Source organism: Massilia eurypsychrophila (assembly GCF_002760655.1).
Lineage (GTDB): Bacteria > Pseudomonadota > Gammaproteobacteria > Burkholderiales > Burkholderiaceae_D > JAFCUW01.
Window position 1 is genome coordinate 230,192 of record NZ_PDOC01000005.1, and the last position, 19,233, is coordinate 249,424.

A 19,233-nucleotide genomic window follows, 5' to 3' on the forward strand; every position below is an offset into this window, starting at 1 on the left:
AGCTTATCCCCGTACTACGTTGAAAAGGTTAAAGAAGTTATCCGTCGTGTGGGCTGCGACCTGGCTCAGCGGCACATCCTTGAGCGAGGCGATGTATTCGGCAACGTGGCGTACAAAACCGGGTTCGTTCATCTTGCCGCGGTGCGGCATCGGCGCCAGGTAAGGCGAATCGGTCTCGATCAGGGTGCGCTCAAGCGGCACCGCGCGCGCCACCGCCTGCAAGTCCTTGGCGCTCTTGAAGGTGACGATGCCGGAAAACGAAATGTAAAAGCCCATCGCCAGCGCCGCTTCGGCCACTTCCAGCGATTCGGTGAAGCAATGCATCACGCCGGCGACGCCGCCCTTGTCGGTGCCCGCGCCCTCTTCCTGCATGATGCGGATGGTGTCCGCGCTCGCCGCTCTTGTGTGAATAATCAGGGGCTTGCGCGTGATTCTTGATGCTCTTATGTGGGTGCGAAACCGCTCGCGCTGCCATTCGAGGTCGCCTTCCAGCCGAAAGTAATCGAGCCCGGTCTCGCCGATGGCGATGATTTTCGGGTGGTCCGACAGTTCGACCAGCTGTTCGACAGTCGGTTCCGGCGTGTCGATGTAATCTGGATGCACGCCAACCGAGGCGTAGATGTGCGGATATTGCTCGGCCAGCGCGAGCACTTGCGGGAAGTCGGGCAGGTCGACCGACACGCATAGCGCGTGGGTGACCTTGTTCTCTTCCATCTTGGCCAGCAGCTCCGGCATGCGAGCGGCCAGCTCGGGGAAATTGATGTGGCAGTGGGAATCGATATACATCCAGCGATTGTAGCCGGATGCTAGGCGACGCGCTTGCCGAGGATGATCAGGTCGCGCTCGATGCCGTCCAGGTTGGCCACCCGCGGCAGGTTCGCCCAGGTGTCGAAGCCGTATTTGCGGAACAGCGCCAGGCTCGCTTCGTTGTGGCCGAAGATGAAACCGAGCAAGGTGTGCACGTCGATATTCGGAGCGAAGGCGATCGCCTGCTCCAGGCAATAGCGGCCGATGCCCTTGCCGCGCCAGGCCTCGGCGATGTAGATCGACAGCTCGGCGGTGCCGGAATAGGCCGGCCGGCCGTAAAAATTGGAGTACGACATCCAGCCAATCACTGCCGGCTCGGCATCGGTGTCGTCGGCGGCATGAATGACCCACAGCGGCCGGCGGTCGGGATTATGGTCGGAAAACCATTTCTCGCGCGATTCCACGCTGACCGGCTCGGTATCGGCGGTCACTTCGCGCGAGGCGATGGTGGAGTTGTAGATGTCGACAATGACGGGCAGGTCTGCGGGATGGGCGAGGCGATGGGTATAGGACGGCATGAAGCAGCTTGGTAGATTAAAGAGTGTGGGTGGCGCGCGACGAACGCAGCGCGGCGCCGAGGATTTCTTCGATGCGCAGCTTGGCGCGCTGGCCGGTTTCGTCGTCGGGGAAATGCACGCCGATGCCCTGCGCCTTGTTGTTGTTGGCCGCCGGCGGCGTGATCCATGCCACCTTGCCGGCGATCGGATATTTGTTGAGGTCCTCCATCAGCGCCAGGATCAGGTAGATCTCGTCGCCAATCTTGTAGGGCTTGGCGGTGGGCACGAACATGCCGCCATTCTTGAGGAAGGGCATGTAGGCCGCGTAGAGTGCCGCTTTTTCCTTGATGGCAAGCGACAACACCGATGGCCGAGGAATCGTCGGGGCACTCGGGTCGGTGGGATTGCCGGTCATTCAATTCCTCTCAGGGGGTACAGCATGCAGTGTAATCAAGCAGCATTGCTTCTACAAATAATTTCGGCGACAGCGGATGGTCTGCGGTCGCGCGGCGCTCGTTCGTACTCTTGATTGCTTGCAACAGTTTAGCAGTGTGCACCGAGCCAGCCAGCGCCGCAAGTTCCTTCTTGTAGCGGGGGTAATACCTGATGTTGCCCGATAGTTTGAACGAAAACAGGTCGTATAGCCAGCGTTGCTGCCAAGAAACTAGCATACTCAACGGCGCTTTGCTCAACTTGTCGGCGATTTTCAGGGCGCCCTCGATGTTCGGACGGGCCAGCAACTGCAGCAGCGTTTCGAGGTCTTCGCGGTTGCCCGCTTCCGATTGCGCCAGTGCGGACAGCGGTGCCCCGCCCTGCTCGCGCAGCCAGCTGTCGGCGTCGGCCAGGCCTTGCTCCTTGAGCCAGCCGAGCGCGGCGGCGTTGTCGGGCATCGGCAGCGCAAACTTGCGGCAGCGCGACAAGATGGTCGGCAGCAGCCGGTCCAGGCTGTTCGATGACACCAGGAACACGGTGCCCGGCGGCGGCTCCTCCAGCGTCTTGAGCAAAGCGTTCGAGGCATGCAGGTTCAGCGTTTCGGCCGGGTACAGTACAACCACGCGCAGGCCCTGGCGGTGCGTCGAGATGTTCATGAAGTCGGACAGCTGCCGGATCTGTTCGATCTTGATCTCTTTCGACGGCGCCTTGGTCGCCTTGGACTTCTTGCCGGTATCGGCGTCGGTGCCCTCCTCGGCTTCAGGCGGCTCGTCTTCCAGCGCTTCCGGACGCACACGGCGGTAGTCGGGATGGTTGTGCTGGGTGAACCAGCCGCATGAGATGCAGGCGCCACAGGCGAAGCCATCGGGCTGGACGTTTTCGCACAGCAGCGATTGCGCGAACGCTTCGATGAAGCGGGCCTTGCCGGTGCCGGCTTCGCCATGGAACAGGATCGCGTGCGGCAAGCGTTCGCGCATTTCCTGCAGCTGTCGCCAAGCTTCGGATTGCCAGGGATAGATCGAATTACTCATTAAATTCAGGCGCTTGCGAGCTGTTGTTGAGGTGAGAGATTACTTTAACCACGTGTATGCGTGTCTACGTCCACTTGACGGAAACTTAAAGTAGTTTCTCAAGTATGCCAGTTAATGTCGCGCGGGTCTCTTCGATGCTTTTGGTGGAGTCGACCACGACGATGCGCTCAGGGAACTGAGCGGCGCGGCGTAAGTATTCTGTGCGGCAGGCGGCGAAGAAGTCGACCTTCTCCTGCTCGAACTTGTCGAGCGTGCGGGTGGCGTCGAGACGGGCGCGGGCAACGTCGAGCGGGACGTCGAACAGCAACGTCAGCGCCGGCTGCAGGTGCGGGTGCACCCATTGCTCCAGCGCTTCCATCTTGGCACGGTTGAGCCCGCGGCCGCCGCCCTGGTAGGCAAAGCTGGCATCGGTGAAGCGGTCGGAAATGACCCAGTCGCCGCGCGCCAGCGCCGGTTCAATGACTTGCGCCATGTGTTCGCGGCGGCTGGCGAACATCAGCAGCGCCTCGGTTTCGAGGTGCATCTTTTCGTGCAGCAGCATGTCGCGCAGCTTTTCGCCGACGGCGGTGCCGCCCGGCTCGCGCGAGGACACGACCGACTTGCCGCGCGCGCGCAACAAGTCGGCAACGAAGGCGATGTGGGTCGATTTGCCGGCGCCGTCGATGCCCTCAAAGCTGATGAACTTGCCTGGTACTGCGGTGCTATCCTGGGTCATGAAGGCTGCTGCGCTTATCGTTGATATTGGTTCACTGCCCGGTTATGGTCGGTCAGGTTGCCGGAAAATTTGCTGGTGCCGTCACCGCGCGAGACGAAATACAGCGCATCGGTCTTGGCCGGTCCCATCGCCGCCTGCAGCGACTCCACGCCAGGCAAGGCGATCGGTGTCGGCGGCAAGCCGGGCCGCGTGTACGTGTTGAACGGCGTATCGGTTTCCAAGTCCTTCTTGCGGATCTTGCCTTCGTACTTGTCGCCCATGCCGTAGATGACGGTCGGGTCGGTCTGCAGCAGCATACCGAGCTTGAGGCGGTTGACGAACACGCCGGCAATCAGCGCGCGCTCGGACTTCTGCCCGGTCTCCTTTTCGACGATCGAGGCCATCACCAGCGCCTGGTACGGATTGGCGTACGGCAGGCTCGGATCGCGCTTTTCCCACGCCGTCTTCAGGTGCGCCATCATCGTCGTGTGCGCCTGCTTGTAGATATGCATGTCGCTCGAGCCCTTGGCGAACAGGTAGGTGTCGGGAAAGAACAAGCCCTCCGGCGCCTTGTACTCAGGCGAGATCTTTGCCATCAGATCCTTGTCCGACAACCCTGCCGTTTCGTGCTTGAGGCCTTTGTTGCCGGCGATGGCCTGGCGCATCTGCTTGAAGGTCCAGCCTTCGATGATGGTCAGCGACTCCTGCGCGAATTCGCCGCGCACGAGCTGGTCGATCAGGCGGCGCGGCGTCGTGCCGCTCTTGAGCTCATAGCTGCCGGCCTTGATGCGCGAACTTTTCTGCGTCACCCGCGCCAGCAGCGAGAACAATACCGGGTTGACCGGCACGCCGGCCGCGGCGATTTGCTGCGAGGCCGCGCTGACGCCGCTGCCGGCGAGCACTGTGAACGGGATCGGCGCTTCCTGTGTCGAGATCGGCTGCTTTGCCCACCATGCAAAAGCGCCGACGGCAGCGACGGAGACGATAGTGCCGGCGATGATAGTTTTTTTTATGAAGCCCATTCTCACTCTTTTGGTTTTGCGGGGAGTCCGGCGGGAATTTCTCGACATCTCTATAATGAACCCGTAATGATAATGCTTTAAACAGAAACTATTGGGAATTTATGGATAACTGGAACGACTATCTGCTGTCCCAAGGCGCGCGCGTCAGCCCGGATGATACCTTGCAACCGGCACATTTTGGTCATGCATTGAACGTAGGCGAACTTGCCGCCGGCTTCGTGGCCGTAATTGGCGACCAGGGTCTCATCTCTGTGACCGGCGCGGACGCCGCGAGTTTCCTGCATAACCAGCTGACCAACGATGTCGAACACCTCGGCGCCGACGAAGCGCGGCTGGCCGGCTATTGCACGCCAAAGGGCCGGCTGCAGGCCACTTTCATGATGTGGCGCAACGCTGAATCGATCTACCTGCAACTGCCGCGCGAACTGCAACCGGCGCTGCAAAAACGCCTGTCGATGTTCGTGCTGCGCGCCAAGGCAAACCTGGCCGATGGCGGCGCCGGCGTGGTCATGCTGGGCCTCGGCGGCGCCGCAGCGCAAGCTGCTTTGCAACAGCATATCGGCACCTTGCCTGACCATCCTTACAGCAAGGTCGATAACCCGCTGGGCACCTTGATCCGCGTGGCCGACGTGTTCGGGATGCCACGCTACCAGTGGCTGCTGCCGTCCGGCATAGCCGCCACGATCTTGCCGGCGCTGCGAGCCACGCTCGCGCTGGGCGGCAGCCAGGCGTGGGAGCTATCGGCGATCCACGCCGGCGTGCCGCAGATTACCGTTGCGACACAGGAGCAATTCGTACCCCAGATGATCAACTTCGAGCTGCTCGGCGGCGTCAATTTCAAGAAAGGCTGCTATCCGGGCCAGGAAATCGTCGCCCGAAGCCAGTATCTGGGCAAGCTCAAGCGGCGCGCCGCGCTGGTAACGATCGACAATGCCGAGGCGAAGGCCGGCGACGAGGTGTTCGCCCTCGGCGACCCGGACCAGCCGTGCGGCATGATCGTCAATGCCGCGCCGAATGGCGCCGGCGGCGTCGATGCGCTGGTGGAATTGAAGCTGGCGGCGCTGGAAGAAGGCAACATCCGGCTCGGTTCGGCCGACGGTGCGCCGCTGGTTTTCAAGCCGATGCCCTACCCGCTCGACGCCATCGAGGTCTGAACCATGAATGACCTGTACATCTATTATCAGGTGACTGAAGAGCACGCCGCGGCGCTGGAACTGCGCGTGCGCGCGATGCAGGCGCGGCTCGCGGGCGAACGCGGCGTCAATGGCCAGCTCAAGCGGCGCCCGGAAGCGGCCGACGGCTTGCAGACGTGGATGGAGATTTATCCCGCCACACCAGCCGGCTTCGATACCGCGCTGGCCGCTGCGGTGCAGGACGCCGCGCTGCCTGAACTGATTGCCGGCAAACGCCACATCGAAATTTTTACGGATTTACACCCATGTGCTTGATTGTTTTTGCGTGGCAGGTTGTGCCTGGCGCGCCGCTGATCGCCGCCGCCAACCGCGACGAGTTTTATGACCGGCCCGCCAGTGCCGCCTGCAACTGGCCCGAGCACCCGCAGGTATATGCCGGCCGCGACCTCAAGGGTGGCGGCAGCTGGATGGGCATCACCGAGGACGAAGGCGCAGGCGGACCGCGCTTTGCCGCGCTGACCAATATCCGCGGGCCACAGGAACGCCGGCTCGATGCGCCCTCGCGCGGCGCGCTGGTGGCCGATTTTCTCGCCGGCGAGTTGTCGGCGCCCGACTACATCGCGCGCATTGCCGAGGGCGCCGGCGCGTATAACGGCTTCAACCTCGTGCTGGGCGACCGCAACAGCCTGTACTGGTTCTCCAACCGCGGCGACGGCGACGAGCGCAACGGCAAGGCGCTGGAGCCGGGCATCTACGGCATTTCAAACGGTTTGCTCGATTCGCCATGGCCGAAGGTCACGCGCACCAAGGCGCAGTTCGCCAGCCTGCTGTGCCAGGGCGCGCCGGAAGACGCCTACTTCGAGATGCTGGCCGACACGACCCGCGCGCCGGATGTGCGGCTGCCCGACACCGGCATCGAGATCGACCTCGAGCGCGTGCTGTCGGCCGTGTGCATCGAGACGCCGGGCTACGGCACGCGCACGTCGACGGTGGTGAAGTTGTACGCCCACGCGCCGGCCGAGCTGCACGAGCGCGTGCTTCAGTAGCCCCGCAATCGGCTAGCCGGCGCCGCTCGCGCGGTGGATAAAACTTACTGCTTCATCTTGGCGCGCAGCATGTCGCGGATGTGCGGCGCTGACTTGTACGGATCGCTCGGATTGCGCTGGTGTATGATCTCGTCCATCCGCTCGGCAACGTTGCCCAGCGCTCCAGGGTGCGAGTAGATGTAGAACTGGCCGGCGCCGATCGCCTCGAACGTGATTTGCGCCACGTCCGCCGCCGATACCTTGCCCGATTCCACCGCCTTCTGCGTCATCGCCTGCGCCGCCATCTGGCTGGCGGTCGGCCCGGCCGTCATCTTGACGTCGCGCGGCCGGTTGCGATGCGACTGGCTGATGCCGGTCGGCACAAAGTACGGGCACAGCACCGAGGCGCCGATCGGCGCCTCCACCAGTTGCAGGTCGTGGTACAGCGACTCCGACAGCGACACCACCGCGTGCTTGGAGACGTTGTAGACGCCCATTGTCGGCGCATTGAGCAGGCCGGCCATCGACGCCGTGTTGACGATGTGCCCCTCGAAGGACGGATCGCGCGCGGCGCAGTCGAGCATCAGCCGCGTGAAGATGCGCACGCCATGAATCACGCCCCAGACGTTGACGCCCAGCACCCACTCCCAGTCCGCCTCCGAGTTTTCCCAGATTAAGCCGCCCGAACCGACGCCGGCGTTATTGAACACCAGATGCACGGCGCCGAAGCGTTCCATCGTCGCGTCCGCCAGCGCCTGCACCTGCTCGCCTTTGCGCACGTCGCACAACATCGCCAGCACCTGGACGCCGCGCGCCTCCAGTTCGCTGCGGGCCTGGTCGAGCGCGTCCTGCTGCACGTCGGCCAGGACCACTTTCATGCCGCGCTCGGCTGCCTGGTTGGCGAATTCACGGCCCAGTCCGCTCGCGCCGCCGGTGATGACGGCGACCTTGTCGTTAAAGTTTTTCATCGTTGCCCTTGTCAGACCGCGGAAACGCCGCCGTCGATCGCCAGCGTCTGGCCGGTGATGTGTTTGCCGGCATCGGAAGCGAACAGCACGGTCGCGCCCTTCAGGTCCTCGCCGTCGCCAAGGCGGTTCAGCGGCGCCTCTTTGGCCATGTTGTCGGCGCCGACCGCAGCGAGCAGGCCGTGCGTCATCTTCGATGGGAAAAAGCCCGGTGCGATCGAGTTGACGGTGATGCCGTAGGCGCCCCACTCGCCCGCCAGGGTGCGGGTGAAGTTGATCACCGCGCCTTTCGACGTGTTGTAGGCCAGCGTTTTCATCGGGCCCGGCGGGTTGCCCGCCAGGCCAGCGATTGACGAAATATTGATGATGCGACCGTACTTACGTGGAATCATCGACGCCTTGCCGACCGCCTGCGCCACCAGGAAAATGCTGCGGATGTTCAGGTTCATCACCTTGTCCCACGCCTCGACCGGATAGTCTTCGGCCGGCGCGCCCCAGCTGGCGCCGGCGTTGTTGATCAGGATGTCGATCTGGCCGAGTCGCTTCATCGCTTCGTCCACCAGCGGCTGCACCTGGTCGTCTTTCGACAGGTCCGCGGCGATGGCGGACGCGTCGACGCCGCGCGCCTTCAGGTGGGCGACGGCCTCATCGAGCTCGGACTGCTTGCGTGCCGACAGCACGATGCGCGCGCCCTGTTCGCCGAGCGCCTCCGCCATCTGCAAGCCGAGCCCGCGCGAGCCGCCGGTAACCAGTGCCGTCTTGCCGGCAAGTGAAAACAATTCCTGGGAAGTACGCATTTTCTGTTGTCTCCTAATTAATTGGTGTTAGTCACCCCTGGGGTCAGTGCCGGCAAACGCACACGAGCTCAGCCGGCTACCGTTGAGGCCGTGTACGATTGCCGGCACTGACCCCGGTGGGGTTGTTGAGGCCGTGTACGATTGCCGGCACTGACCCCGATGGTTACGATGGTTAGATGTGGTAATCCATGCACTGGCGCGACTCGCGCACAGCGCCGATGAACGGTTTGAGCGCCTGGTGGGTCGGATGGTCGGCATAGGCGTCGAGCGCGCCCTTGCTGTCGAACGCCGAATACAGAACGATGTCGTAGGTCGCTTCAAGGCCAGGCTGGGCCAGCGCGACCTCGAACTTCAGCGTGCCCGGCACCAGCGCGGCGCACGCTTCGAGCTTTTCTTTCATCTTCGCGGCGTTGGTGGCGCGGTCGGCGCCCTCGGCGAAATCCTTCAGTTTCCACATGACGATGTGCTTGATCATTGCTGTTCCTGGTTAGAACCACGCGTCCTGCATGTCGAGCGTGGTGGTGTCGATGCTGGCCAGAAGGGCGAGTTGCGGTCCGACCTTCGGCAGTTCCCATTTGAAGAAGTAGCGGCACGCTTGCAGCTTGCCGCGGTAGAAATCCTGGTCGGTATCGGCCGCGCTAGTGAGCTGGCGTTCGGCCAGCATTGCCTGCTCGAGCCAGATCCAGGCGACCACGGCGTGGCCGACCGCCTCCAGGTAGACGCTGGCGTTGGCCAAGGTCTTGTTCATGTCGCCGGCGGCATACAGCGCAGCGGTCACGGTGGCAACGCGCTGCCAGATTGCATCGAGCTCGTCGGCATACGCTTGCAGTTCGGCCGAGGCGCCGTGCTCGCGCGCGTTGCTGATCGTCTTGCCGATCTCGGCGCTGACGGCGCGGAACAGCGCGCCATCCTGGATCGACACCTTGCGCCCCAGCAGGTCGAGCCCGTGGATGCCGTGCGTGCCTTCGTGGATCGCGTTCAGGCGGTTGTCGCGGTAGAACTGTTCGACGTTGTACTCGCGCGTGTAACCGTAGCCGCCATGCACCTGGATCGCCAGGCTGTTTGCCTCAACGCACCATTGTGACGGCCACGATTTGGCAATCGGCGTCAGGAAATCGAGCAGCTGGCCGGCGTGGCGGCGCGCCTCGTCCGACTCGGCGCTGCGTTGCTCGTCGACCAGCCGCGCGCAGTACAACACCAGGGCTAGCGCCCCTTCGGCATACGCTTTCTGCGCCAGCAACATGCGCCGCACGTCGGTGTGGCCGATGATCGCCACCTGTGGCTTGACCGGATCTTTCTCCGCTGGATGGCGCCCCTGGGGACGGTTGCGCGCGTAGTCGAGCGCATGCAGGTAACCGGTGACGCCGAGCACGGCTGCGCCGAGGCCGACGCCGATGCGCGCCTCGTTCATCATATGGAACATGTTGGCCAGGCCCTGGTGCACATTGCCGACCAGGTAGCCGATCGCGCCGGCCTTGCCGTGCGGCTTGTACTTGCCCTCGCCGAAGTTGAGCAGGCAATTGGTGGTGCCGCGGTTGCCCATCTTGTGGTTCAGGCCAGCCAGGACGACGTCGTTGTGCTCGCCCGGTGCACCGTTCTCGTCGAGCACGAACTTCGGCACGATGAACAGCGAAATGCCCTTGACGCCGGCAATTGGACGGCCATCCGGGCCGGGTATCTTGGCCAGCACCAGGTGCACGATGTTGCCGGCGAGATCGTGCTCGCCGGCGGAAATCCACATCTTGTTGCCTGTCAGCCGGTACTGGCGCTCGCCGTCGGCGCCGTCCACGGGATCCGGCTCGGCGCGGGTGGTGATGTCCGACAAGCTCGATCCGGCCTGCGGTTCCGACAAGCACATCGTGCCGAAAAACTGGCCGGCGAACATCGGCCGCACATACTGCTCGACCTGGCGCGGGGTGGCGCACTTGAGCAAGGTGTTGGCGTTGGCGACGGTCAGGAAGATGTAGGCCGAGGTGGCAACGTTGGCGGCGGTGAACCAGGCGACGGTCGCCTTTTCCATCACCGATGGCAACTGCATGCCGTCGAATTCGTAGTCCTGGCCGGCCGCCAAGAGGCCGGCAGCGGCGAAAGCGTCGAGCGCGGTCTTCACTTCCGGGATGATGGTGACGGTGGTGCCGTCGAAGTGCGGTTCGTTATTGTCGCTCTTCTTGTTATGCGGCGCGAACAGGTCGGTGGCAACTTGCTCGGCGGTGTCGAGCGCGGCGCTGAAGGTCTCGCGGCTGTGGTCTTCAAAACGCTTGCGGGTAGTCAGCGATTCGACGTCGAGCCATTCGAACAGCAAAAAGTCGAGGTCGCGGCGCGAGAGGATTTTTGATTGCATGGACGGATTCCTGGAACGTGCTCGACGGATCAAGGGGGGGAGCAAAGGGGTCTGACCCTGGTTGTTCGTTTGAGGGGCGGACCCCGGTTGAGCTTGCCACTGCGAACCGGGGTCAGCCCCTGAACTGAAACACCCGGGTCGGACCCGTCTCAGACCACTTCGAACAGGCCGGCGGCGCCCTGGCCGCCGCCGATGCACATCGTGACGACGACGTACTTCACGCCGCGGCGCTTGCCCTCGATCAGCGCGTGGCCGACCAGCCGCGCGCCGGACACGCCGTACGGGTGGCCGACGGCGATCGCGCCGCCATTGACGTTGAGGCGATCCATCGGGATGCCGAGCGTGTCGGCGCAATACAGCACCTGCACCGCGAATGCCTCGTTCAATTCCCACAGGCCGATGTCGGACACCGACAGGCCGGCCTTTTTCAGCAGCTTCGGCACGGCGTAGACCGGGCCGATGCCCATTTCGTCAGGCTCGCAGCCGGCCACCGCGAAGCCGCGGAAAATGCCGAGCGGCTGCAGGCCCTTCGCTTGCGCCGTCTGCGCGCTCATCACGATCGCCACCGAGGCACCATCGGAAAACTGGCTGGCATTGCCGGCGCTGATCACGCCGCCAGGCACCGCCGAGCGGATCTTCGAGACCGCCTCGAGCGTGGTGTCGGCGCGAATGCCTTCGTCGGCCGAAATCGTCACTTCGCGCGTCAGCAACATGCCGCTGGCCTTGTCGGCCACGCCCATGGTGGTGGTCATCGGCACGATTTCGGCGTCGAAGAGCCCGGCAGCCTGGGCGGCGGCGGCGCGCTGCTGGCTCTGCACGCCGTATTCGTCCTGGCGCTCGCGGCTGACCTTGTAGCGCTTGGCCACCGTCTCGGCCGTTTGCAGCATCGGCCAGTAGATTTCCGGCTTGTGCTCCATCAGCCACGGATCGGCCAGCATGTGGCGGTTCATTTCCTGCTGCACGCACGAGATCGACTCGACGCCGCCGGCGGCGTAGATATCGCCCTCGCCGGCAATGATGCGCTGCGCCGCGGTGGCGATCGTCTGCAGGCCCGACGAGCAAAACCGGTTGATCGTCATGCCGCCGGTGCTGACCGGGCAGCCGGCGCGCAGCGCGATCTGGCGCGCGATGTTGGCGCCGGTGGCCCCTTCCGGATTGGCGCAACCGATGATGACATCCTCGACCTCGCCAGCTTCGATGCCGGCGCGCGCGATCGCCGCCTGCAGCGCATGGCCGCCCAGAGTGGCGCCGTGCGTCATGTTGAACGCGCCTTTCCACGATTTGGCCAAGGCGGTACGGGCGGTCGATACGATGACTGCATCTAGCATGGAGATCTCCTGAGTAGGTAAATGTGTCTGTCGACACACGGTGTCGTTGCGTACGAGAATAGCACAATTTAGTACGGTCGTTCGCAAATTCTCGCAGTTCAAAAACGACACTTGCGTTAGCGATTTGGATATTCTTTTTGTCAGCTTGGCGTAAGTTTGCAGCAAGCCTGTCGTAAGTTTGGCAGTTCACACTGCGACACAGCTGACGAATACCGGCTATCCGATGAAATCAACATAATCAATACACGGAGACAAACATGGCAATTACCCCCGGCATGACCGCGGACGGCCGCAAGGCAGTCCCAGCACACACGGGCCTCACCAAGGAAGAGCGCAAGGTCATCTTCGCCTCGTCCCTCGGCACCGTTTTCGAATGGTATGACTTTTACCTGTACGGCGCCCTGGCGACCATTATCGGCACCCAGTTCTTCATTGGCGACGCCACCACGAAGTTCATCTTCGCCCTGCTCGCGTTCGCGGCCGGCTTCATCGTGCGTCCATTCGGCGCGCTGGTGTTTGGCCGGCTCGGCGACATGATCGGTCGCAAGTACACTTTCCTGATCACGATCTTGCTGATGGGCGCGTCGACCTTCCTGGTCGGCTTGTTGCCAAGCTACGCTACGATCGGCATCGCGGCGCCGATCATCCTCGTCACCTTGCGCATTCTGCAAGGCCTGGCGCTGGGCGGCGAATACGGCGGCGCGGCGACCTATGTCGCCGAGCACGCACCAGAAGGCAAGCGCGGCTACTTCACCTCGTGGATTCAGACTACCGCAACGCTGGGCCTGTTCCTGTCGCTGATGGTCATTCTGGGCACCCGTACCGCGATGGGCGAAGAGCAGTTCCTCGCATGGGGCTGGCGCATTCCGTTCCTGGTCTCGGTGCTGCTGCTGGCCGTGTCGGTCTGGATTCGCCTGTCGATGAACGAGTCGCCGGCATTCGCCAAAATGAAAGCGGAAGGCAAGACGTCGAAGGCGCCGCTGACCGAAGCTTTCCTGAAAGGCAAGAACGCCAAGATCGTGCTGCTGGCACTGATCGGCCTGACGATGGGCCAGGCCGTGGTGTGGTACACGGGTCAGTTCTACGCCCTGTTCTTCCTTGAGAAAACGCTGAAGGTCGACGGCGCGCTGGCCAACATCCTGATCGCCATTTCGCTGTTCCTGGCCACGCCGTTCTTCGTTGTCTTCGGTACGCTGTCGGACAAGATTGGCCGCAAGTGGATCATCCTGGGCGGCTGTCTGATTGCCGCGCTGACCTACTTCCCGATCTTCGGCGCGCTGACGCACTACGCTAACCCAGCCCTGGAAACAGCTCTGAAGAACTCGCCAGTGGTCGTGGTCGCCGATCCGGCAACCTGCCACTTCCAGTTCAACCCGACGGGCCAGAAGAAGTTCCCATCGTCGTGCGATATCGCCACCGGCATGCTGACGGCGGCATCGGTGAGCTACACCAAGGTTGACGCCCCGGCCGGTACGATTGCCAGCGTCAAAGTCGGCGACAAGGAATACACGTCGTTTAACGCCGGCATGGATCCAGCCGGCCTGAACTTCGACGCCGCCAGCAAGGCCAAGGAAGCGGTGATGAAGACCGAAGTGGGCGGCGCCATCAAGGCTGCCGGCTACCCAGCCAAGGCTGATCCGGAGCAGATCAACAAGCCGATGGTTGTCGCGCTGCTGTTCATTCTGGTGCTGTATGTCACGATGGTGTACGGCCCGATCGCGGCGATGCTGGTCGAAATGTTCCCCACCCGCATCCGCTACACGTCGATGTCCCTGCCGTACCACATCGGTAATGGCTGGTTCGGCGGTTTGCTGCCAACCACCGCCTTCGCCCTCGTCGCGTACAAGGGCGACATCTACTACGGCCTGTGGTATCCGATCATCATCGCCCTGATCACGTTCGTCATCGGCGCGCTGTTCGTCAAGGAAACCAAGGACAACGACATCTACGCTGCCGACTAAGACAGCCGTCGTTCCTGAAGGGAAAAATGCCGCTAGCGATAGCGGCATTTTTTTCGCCTTGCGTGATCTTCCCGTCCGGAAAAAAATCTTGGTGCCACGTATCGCGCGTTAGGCATTCGATATCGAAGAGTATCATTTTGGGTAAGGCACGTCGCCTGGACTAATACTTGGAGAGGATCATCATGCTCGACAGCGAAATGCACAACCTGCAGAACTGTATTGCCGCCTGCCAGGAAGCGATCCGCGCGTGCCAAACGTGCGCGGCCGAAGACATCCGCGCCGGCACGTCGCTGTGCGCGCTGATCAACCTCGACTGTTCCGACATCTGCACGGCAACGATGAATGCGATGGCGCGCAATTCGATTCATCATGGCGACTTCGCGGCCGTGTGCGCGCACGTGTGCCGGGCCTGCGCGACCGCTTGCTCGGTGCACGCCGAAATCCACGCCCACTACGCCGCCTGCCAGATTGCCTGCGAAAAATGCGCCTCTGAATGCGTCAAGCACGTCAAGGAACGCCACATCTGACCGCTCAAAAATTGGGGTCAGACCCGTTTGTTATCCTGCCCTTTTCTGTTCCGCCAAATATCGTCCGGGTCCGCGCTTATCGTTGACCCGGCTGTTTGGCGTCTGGCGAAAACGTCGAATATCAAACGGGTCTGACCCCATTTTTTTATTTTGCTTCTGGTGCATCCATTTGCACTCCTGAGGTGTAGTACAAGCATCAACTTCCGTCGCCGCGATCAGTTTTTGCTGATTCGCCGTGGCCAGTTGCAGCGTTGCACACATCGATAACTCAGGAGCCCAAGCCCATGAACAAACCTTTTTTTGCCAAACTAACTCTCGCCACTGCCGTCGCCCTCGCCCTCGCAGGATGCGGCAGCGATAACGATAACAACGTGCCTGAGGCGCCGCCGGCGCCGCCACCAGCGCCGCCAGCCGTGCCGGGTGATGTGTTCGTGCTGACTGCAAGCAACAAGTTGGCGTCGTTCAATCGCGATAGTGCGGCGACCATCCGCACTAACGTCGCCATCAGCGGCCTGGCCGCCGGCGAGAGCCTGGTCGGCATCGACTTCCGCCCGGCAGACGGCCTCCTGTATGGCGTCGGCAGCACCGGCCGCCTCTATACGATTGACACGACCACCGCCGCGGCAACACTGAAGTCGACGCTCACCGCGGATGCGACCGACACCACGTTGCCGTACGCGAGCTTGTCCGGCGCCCAGTTCGGCGTCGACTTCAACCCGGCGGCGGACCGCCTGCGCATTGTCAGCGACACCGGCCAGAACCTGCGCATTAACGTCGACACCGGCGCGGTAACCACCGACGGCCCCATCAACGGCGGCGCCGCGAATGCAGCGGTGACCGCGTCGGCCTACACCAACTCGTTCGCCGGCACCGCTAACACGGTGCTGTTCGCCATCGATTCGGCCAATGGCACGCTGTTCACGCAAAATCCGCCGAACAACGGCAACCTGAGCGTGCCAGTGACGCTGGGCATCACCGCCAGCAGCGTCAGCGGCTTCGATATCGACGCCGTCACCAATACCGGCTACGCCGTGTTCACCGTCGGCGGCGTGCGCAACTTCTACAGCGTCAACCTGACTGCTACCGGCAATGCGGCCACCGTTATCGGCGCCATCGGCGTGTCCGAAGACATCCGCGGCCTCGCCGTGCGCGGCGCCCGTACCCCGGCCGTGTACGGCCTGGCCGACGATGGCCGCCTGGTCAGTTTTGCCACGCTGACGCCGAACACGGTCACCGCGACGGCAATCACCGGCCTGGCCGCCGGCGAAACGGTGCTTGGCATCGACTTCCGGCCGAAAGACCGCCTGCTGTACGCGCTGTCGTCGACCGGCAAGATCTACACGATCGACCCGGCAACGGGCGCCGCGACAGTCAAGGCAACGTTGGCTGCGGACGCCGCCGATACCACCAACCCGTTCGCCGGCATCAGCGGCACCGCCTTCGCGGTCGACTTCAATCCGGTCGCCGACCGCCTGCGCGTGATCAGCAATACCGGCCAGAGCCTGCGCATCAACGCCGACACGGGCGCCACGACGACCGACGGCGCCATCAACGCGGCCGGCGCCTTGCCGATTGTCACCGGCGCGGCCTACACCAACAGCTTTGCCGGCACCACCGCGACGAGCCTGTTCGACATCGATACCGCTGCCGACACGCTGGCGCTGCAGAATCCGCCTAACGACGGCACCCTCAGCAACGTCGGCGCCCTCGGCGTCAATGCGAACGGCGACGTCGCCTTCGATATTGCCGGCGGCACCAACGGCCTGGCACTTGCGGCGCTGCGCACCAGCGCCGGCGGACCTAGCTCGCTGTACCGCATCGACCTGGTGACCGGCGCCGCCACGCTCGTCAACGGCACCGCGACGCCGGCGACATCGGTCGTTGGCACCGGCCTCGGCTTGCGCGATATCGCCATCGTGATCCGCTAAAGCTTGTCGGCCCTCCCCGGCGGGGTCAGTGCCGGCAAACGAACACGGTCTCATCAGTTCGCGCCAGCGCCCTGCGGGGTCCGTGCCGGCAAACGGACACGGTCTCATCAAAACGCACAAGAAAAAGCGATACGGCGGAGTTCGTGTTCAATTTCCGGCACTGACCCTGCAGGATGTACGGCGGAGTTCGTGTCCGTTTGCCGGCACTGACCCCGTTTGATGTGCACGACCACCCTCGTCAATGGCGCCGCAACGCCGGCCACTTCCGTCGTCGGCACCGGTCTCGGCTTGCGCGATATCGCGATCGTGATCCGCTAAAGCTTGTCGGCACTTCCCGGCGGGGTCGGCACTTCCGGCGGGGTCAGTGCCGGCAAACGGACACGGTCTCATCAGTTCGATCAAGAGAAAAGCGATACGGCCGAGTTCGTGTACGATTGCCGGCACTGACCCCGGTGGGTGGGCACTAAACAAACGGTCGTTGCATAAAAAATGCCGCTGAATTCAGCGGCATTTTTTTGTCGGCGATCGGATCGGTCAGCTGTTGAAGCCCTTGCCTTCGGCAGCAAGCTTGACCAGCAGCGGCGCCGGCGTCCAGGCGTCGCCATGGCGGCCCTTGGCGTACTTTTCCATCGCAATCAGCACGTTGAACAGGCCGACCGTGTCGGCGTAGAACATCGGGCCGCCGCGATACACCGGAAAGCCGTAGCCGGTCAGGTACACCATGTCGATGTCGGACGCGCGCATGGCGATACCTTCTTCGAGAATGCGTGCACCCTCGTTGACCAGCGAATACACGAGCCGCTCGACGATTTCCTGGTCGGAAATCTTGCGCCGCTCGACGCCGATGTCGGCCGAATGCTTGACGATCATCTCGTTGACGGCCTGGTTGGCGTACGCCTTGCGGTCACCCGCCTTGTAGTCGTACCAGCCGGCGCCGGTCTTCTGGCCGAAACGCCCCATCTCGCACAGCAAATCGGCCGTCTTCGAGTAAACGATTTCCGGCTTCTCGACGTAGCGCCGCTTGCGGATGTACCAGCCGATGTCGTTGCCAGCCAGGTCGCCCATGCGGAACGGACCCATCGCAAAACCGAATTTTTCCACCGCCTTGTCGACCTGCTCCGGCAGGCAGCCTTCTTCCAGCAGAAAGCCGGCCTGGCGGCTGTATTGCTCGATCATGCGGTTGCCGATGAAGCCGTCGCACACACCCGACACGACGCCGGTTTTCTTCAGCTTCTTCGACAGCGCCAGGGTGGTGGCCAGCACGTCCTTGCCGGTGGCCTTGCCGCGCACGATCTCCAGCAACTTCATCACGTTGGCCGGGCTGAAGAAGTGGGTGCCGATGACGTCCTGCGGCCGCCTGGTAAAACCGGCGATCTGGTCGACATCGAGCGTCGACGTGTTCGACGCCAGGATCGCGCCCGGCTTCATCACTTCGTCGAGCTGCGTGAAGACGGTTTCCTTGACGCCCATGTCCTCGAACACTGCCTCGACGACAATGTCGGCCTGCGCAATGTCGGCGTACGACAAGGTGCCGCTGATCAGGCCAACGCGCTGGTCGAACTTCTCCTGCGTCAGCTTGCCCTTCTTCATCGTGTTTTCGTAGTTCTTGCGGATCGTCGCGATACCCTTGTCGAGCGCTTCCTGCTTGGTTTCGAGCAGCACGACCGGGATGCCGGCGTTGACGAAATTCATCGCGATGCCGCCGCCCATGGTGCCGGCGCCAATCACGGCGGCCTGGCGGATCTCGCGCGTTGGCGTGTCGGCCGGCACGTCGGGAACCTTGCTGGCGACGCGCTCGGCAAAGAACGCGTGGCGCAGCGCCTTCGATTCCGGCGTCTGGATCAAGTGCAGGAAACGCTCGCGCTCGAACTTGATGCCGTCTTCAAACTTGTGGGTAACCGATGCGGCCACCGTTTCAACGCACTCGATCGGCGCCGGAAACGCGCCGGACATCGCCTTGACGGTGTTGCGGGTAAATTGCAGGAAGGCTTCGTGGTTTGGATAGTGAACCTTGCGGTCGCGCACTTTTGGCAGCGGACGCACATCGGCCACGTTGTTGGCAAAGGCGATTGCCGACGCCAGCAGGTCGGACCCGGTGGCGAACACTTCATCGAACAGCGCGGTGTCGGCCAGCTTTTCCGACAGGATCGGGGTGCCGGAGACGATCATGTTGATCGCCTTTTCCAGCCCGATCATGCGCGGCAGGCGCTGCGTGCCGCCGGCGCCAGGCAGCAAGCCGAGCTTGACTTCCGGCAGCGCGATCTGCGCCCCTGGCAGTGCCACGCGGTAGTTGCAGCCGAGCGCCAGTTCCAGCCCGCCGCCCATGCAGACCGAATGGATGGCGGCCACCACCGGCTTGGCCGAGTTTTCGACGACGTTGATGAGCGTGTGCAGAGTCGGCTCGGTCAGCGCTTTCGGCGAATTGAATTCCTTGATGTCGGCGCCGCCGGAAAACGCCTTGCCGGCACCGGTAATGACGATTGCCTTGACGGCGGCGTCGGCCTGGGCTTTGCGCAGCCCTTCCACGGCCGCGGTGCGCGTGGCAAGTCCCAGTCCATTGACCGGCGGATTGTTCAATGTAATGACGGCGACACTGCCATTGACCACGTAATCGGCGCTCATGTTTATTCCTTTGATAGTTAGACCAGCAATTCTCTACTATATCCCATAATAGTACGGTCGTTTTATTTTTATATGCGTGCCGCACTGCTCTATCGAGCTCGGCAGGATTTCGTCGCCTCCGCG

General features: G+C 62.9%; 19 protein-coding genes. 6 read left to right on the top strand and 13 right to left on the bottom strand.

Annotated elements, in window-relative coordinates; all coding sequences use genetic code 11:
- Nucleotides 1-3 precede the first annotated feature (3 nt).
- From CR105_RS11245 to mltG, 6 genes are all read right to left on the bottom strand, one after another.
- Nucleotides 4-786, bottom strand: a complete 783-nt coding sequence (locus CR105_RS11245; RefSeq protein ID WP_099788533.1) for a TatD family hydrolase — start codon at nucleotides 784-786, stop codon at nucleotides 4-6.
- A 20-nt stretch (nucleotides 787-806) separates the two neighbouring features.
- Complete coding sequence (locus CR105_RS11250; protein ID WP_099788534.1) at nucleotides 807-1,325, bottom strand: GNAT family N-acetyltransferase; 519 nt, start codon at nucleotides 1,323-1,325, stop codon at nucleotides 807-809.
- Between the two features lie 16 nt (nucleotides 1,326-1,341).
- Nucleotides 1,342-1,719: a PilZ domain-containing protein gene (locus tag CR105_RS11255; protein WP_099788535.1), complete on the bottom strand. Its 378-nt coding sequence runs from the start codon at nucleotides 1,717-1,719 to the stop codon at nucleotides 1,342-1,344.
- A gap of 10 nt (nucleotides 1,720-1,729) precedes the next feature.
- Entirely contained in the window at nucleotides 1,730-2,767 is a 1,038-nt protein-coding gene (locus CR105_RS11260) for a DNA polymerase III subunit delta' (RefSeq protein ID WP_099788536.1), read from the bottom strand.
- An 85-nt stretch (nucleotides 2,768-2,852) separates the two neighbouring features.
- Nucleotides 2,853-3,482 carry a dTMP kinase gene (gene tmk / locus CR105_RS11265; protein WP_099788537.1) on the bottom strand — a complete coding sequence of 210 codons (630 nt, stop codon included), beginning with the start codon at nucleotides 3,480-3,482 and terminating at the stop codon, nucleotides 2,853-2,855.
- Nucleotides 3,483-3,496: 14 nt separating this feature from the next.
- The gene (mltG, locus tag CR105_RS11270) at nucleotides 3,497-4,483 is read right to left on the bottom strand and encodes an endolytic transglycosylase MltG (RefSeq protein WP_099788538.1); all 987 of its coding nucleotides are present in this window, start codon (nucleotides 4,481-4,483) and stop codon (nucleotides 3,497-3,499) included.
- A 101-nt stretch (nucleotides 4,484-4,584) separates the two neighbouring features.
- Here mltG and ygfZ point away from each other — a divergent pair, with 101 nt between their 5' ends.
- From ygfZ to CR105_RS11285, 3 genes are read left to right on the top strand one after another with little or no spacing between them, the layout of a single operon-like run.
- Nucleotides 4,585-5,637, top strand: a complete 1,053-nt coding sequence (gene ygfZ, locus CR105_RS11275) for a CAF17-like 4Fe-4S cluster assembly/insertion protein YgfZ (RefSeq protein ID WP_099788539.1) — start codon at nucleotides 4,585-4,587, stop codon at nucleotides 5,635-5,637.
- A 3-nt stretch (nucleotides 5,638-5,640) separates the two neighbouring features.
- Complete coding sequence (locus CR105_RS11280) at nucleotides 5,641-5,931, top strand: DUF4936 family protein (RefSeq protein WP_099788540.1); 291 nt, start codon at nucleotides 5,641-5,643, stop codon at nucleotides 5,929-5,931.
- Nucleotides 5,922-6,662: an NRDE family protein gene (locus CR105_RS11285; protein ID WP_099788541.1), complete on the top strand. Its 741-nt coding sequence runs from the start codon at nucleotides 5,922-5,924 to the stop codon at nucleotides 6,660-6,662. The genes CR105_RS11280 and CR105_RS11285 overlap by 10 nt, the downstream gene beginning before the upstream one ends.
- A 44-nt stretch (nucleotides 6,663-6,706) precedes the next feature.
- Here the strand turns inward: CR105_RS11285 and CR105_RS11290 are convergent, their stop codons facing one another.
- The 5 genes from CR105_RS11290 to CR105_RS11310 form a co-directional block, all read right to left on the bottom strand.
- Entirely contained in the window at nucleotides 6,707-7,609 is a 903-nt protein-coding gene (locus CR105_RS11290; RefSeq protein WP_099788542.1) for an SDR family oxidoreductase, read from the bottom strand.
- A gap of 11 nt (nucleotides 7,610-7,620) precedes the next feature.
- Nucleotides 7,621-8,403 (bottom strand): SDR family oxidoreductase, encoded by a 783-nt coding sequence (locus tag CR105_RS11295; protein ID WP_099788543.1) that lies wholly within the window; start codon nucleotides 8,401-8,403, stop codon nucleotides 7,621-7,623.
- Nucleotides 8,404-8,575: 172 nt separating this feature from the next.
- Entirely contained in the window at nucleotides 8,576-8,878 is a 303-nt protein-coding gene (locus CR105_RS11300) for a Dabb family protein (RefSeq protein WP_099788544.1), read from the bottom strand.
- A gap of 12 nt (nucleotides 8,879-8,890) precedes the next feature.
- Nucleotides 8,891-10,744 carry an acyl-CoA dehydrogenase gene (locus CR105_RS11305; protein ID WP_099788545.1) on the bottom strand — a complete coding sequence of 618 codons (1,854 nt, stop codon included), beginning with the start codon at nucleotides 10,742-10,744 and terminating at the stop codon, nucleotides 8,891-8,893.
- A gap of 149 nt (nucleotides 10,745-10,893) precedes the next feature.
- Nucleotides 10,894-12,072 (bottom strand): acetyl-CoA C-acyltransferase, encoded by a 1,179-nt coding sequence (locus tag CR105_RS11310; RefSeq protein WP_099788546.1) that lies wholly within the window; start codon nucleotides 12,070-12,072, stop codon nucleotides 10,894-10,896.
- A 257-nt stretch (nucleotides 12,073-12,329) separates the two neighbouring features.
- Between CR105_RS11310 and CR105_RS11315 the strand changes: the two genes are divergently transcribed.
- Both CR105_RS11315 and CR105_RS11320 read left to right on the top strand, forming a co-directional pair.
- Nucleotides 12,330-14,033, top strand: coding sequence for an MFS transporter (locus CR105_RS11315; protein ID WP_099788547.1), 1,704 nt, complete (start codon nucleotides 12,330-12,332; stop codon nucleotides 14,031-14,033).
- Nucleotides 14,034-14,215: 182 nt separating this feature from the next.
- Nucleotides 14,216-14,560 carry a four-helix bundle copper-binding protein gene (locus CR105_RS11320; protein WP_099788548.1) on the top strand — a complete coding sequence of 115 codons (345 nt, stop codon included), beginning with the start codon at nucleotides 14,216-14,218 and terminating at the stop codon, nucleotides 14,558-14,560.
- Between the two features lie 30 nt (nucleotides 14,561-14,590).
- Here CR105_RS11320 and CR105_RS27770 read toward each other — a convergent pair whose 3' ends face one another.
- Entirely contained in the window at nucleotides 14,591-14,821 is a 231-nt protein-coding gene (locus CR105_RS27770) for a hypothetical protein (protein WP_131021678.1), read from the bottom strand.
- A gap of 23 nt (nucleotides 14,822-14,844) precedes the next feature.
- Here CR105_RS27770 and CR105_RS11325 point away from each other — a divergent pair, with 23 nt between their 5' ends.
- On the top strand, nucleotides 14,845-16,488 hold the full coding sequence (locus CR105_RS11325; protein WP_099788549.1) for a DUF4394 domain-containing protein: 1,644 nt from the start codon (nucleotides 14,845-14,847) through the stop codon (nucleotides 16,486-16,488).
- Nucleotides 16,489-17,022: 534 nt separating this feature from the next.
- Here CR105_RS11325 and CR105_RS11330 read toward each other — a convergent pair.
- Nucleotides 17,023-19,110: a 3-hydroxyacyl-CoA dehydrogenase NAD-binding domain-containing protein gene (locus tag CR105_RS11330; protein WP_099788550.1), complete on the bottom strand. Its 2,088-nt coding sequence runs from the start codon at nucleotides 19,108-19,110 to the stop codon at nucleotides 17,023-17,025.
- Between the last annotated feature and the right edge of the window lie 123 nt (nucleotides 19,111-19,233).

Bases quoted from the DNA above. Each gene is read 5' to 3' on its own strand.
- CR105_RS11245 (WP_099788533.1), bottom strand. From the start codon at position 786: ATGTATATCGATTCCCACTGCCACATCAATTTCCCCGAGCTGGCCGCT.
- CR105_RS11250 (WP_099788534.1), bottom strand. From the start codon at position 1,325: ATGCCGTCCTATACCCATCGCCTCGCCCATCCCGCAGACCTGCCCGTC.
- CR105_RS11255 (WP_099788535.1), bottom strand. From the start codon at position 1,719: ATGACCGGCAATCCCACCGACCCGAGTGCCCCGACGATTCCTCGGCCA.
- CR105_RS11260 (WP_099788536.1), bottom strand. From the start codon at position 2,767: ATGAGTAATTCGATCTATCCCTGGCAATCCGAAGCTTGGCGACAGCTG.
- tmk (WP_099788537.1), bottom strand. From the start codon at position 3,482: ATGACCCAGGATAGCACCGCAGTACCAGGCAAGTTCATCAGCTTTGAG.
- mltG (WP_099788538.1), bottom strand. From the start codon at position 4,483: ATGGGCTTCATAAAAAAAACTATCATCGCCGGCACTATCGTCTCCGTC.
- ygfZ (WP_099788539.1), top strand. From the start codon at position 4,585: ATGGATAACTGGAACGACTATCTGCTGTCCCAAGGCGCGCGCGTCAGC.
- CR105_RS11280 (WP_099788540.1), top strand. From the start codon at position 5,641: ATGAATGACCTGTACATCTATTATCAGGTGACTGAAGAGCACGCCGCG.
- CR105_RS11285 (WP_099788541.1), top strand. From the start codon at position 5,922: ATGTGCTTGATTGTTTTTGCGTGGCAGGTTGTGCCTGGCGCGCCGCTG.
- CR105_RS11290 (WP_099788542.1), bottom strand. From the start codon at position 7,609: ATGAAAAACTTTAACGACAAGGTCGCCGTCATCACCGGCGGCGCGAGC.
- CR105_RS11295 (WP_099788543.1), bottom strand. From the start codon at position 8,403: ATGCGTACTTCCCAGGAATTGTTTTCACTTGCCGGCAAGACGGCACTG.
- CR105_RS11300 (WP_099788544.1), bottom strand. From the start codon at position 8,878: ATGATCAAGCACATCGTCATGTGGAAACTGAAGGATTTCGCCGAGGGC.
- CR105_RS11305 (WP_099788545.1), bottom strand. From the start codon at position 10,744: ATGCAATCAAAAATCCTCTCGCGCCGCGACCTCGACTTTTTGCTGTTC.
- CR105_RS11310 (WP_099788546.1), bottom strand. From the start codon at position 12,072: ATGCTAGATGCAGTCATCGTATCGACCGCCCGTACCGCCTTGGCCAAA.
- CR105_RS11315 (WP_099788547.1), top strand. From the start codon at position 12,330: ATGGCAATTACCCCCGGCATGACCGCGGACGGCCGCAAGGCAGTCCCA.
- CR105_RS11320 (WP_099788548.1), top strand. From the start codon at position 14,216: ATGCTCGACAGCGAAATGCACAACCTGCAGAACTGTATTGCCGCCTGC.
- CR105_RS27770 (WP_131021678.1), bottom strand. From the start codon at position 14,821: ATGTGTGCAACGCTGCAACTGGCCACGGCGAATCAGCAAAAACTGATC.
- CR105_RS11325 (WP_099788549.1), top strand. From the start codon at position 14,845: ATGAACAAACCTTTTTTTGCCAAACTAACTCTCGCCACTGCCGTCGCC.
- CR105_RS11330 (WP_099788550.1), bottom strand. From the start codon at position 19,110: ATGAGCGCCGATTACGTGGTCAATGGCAGTGTCGCCGTCATTACATTG.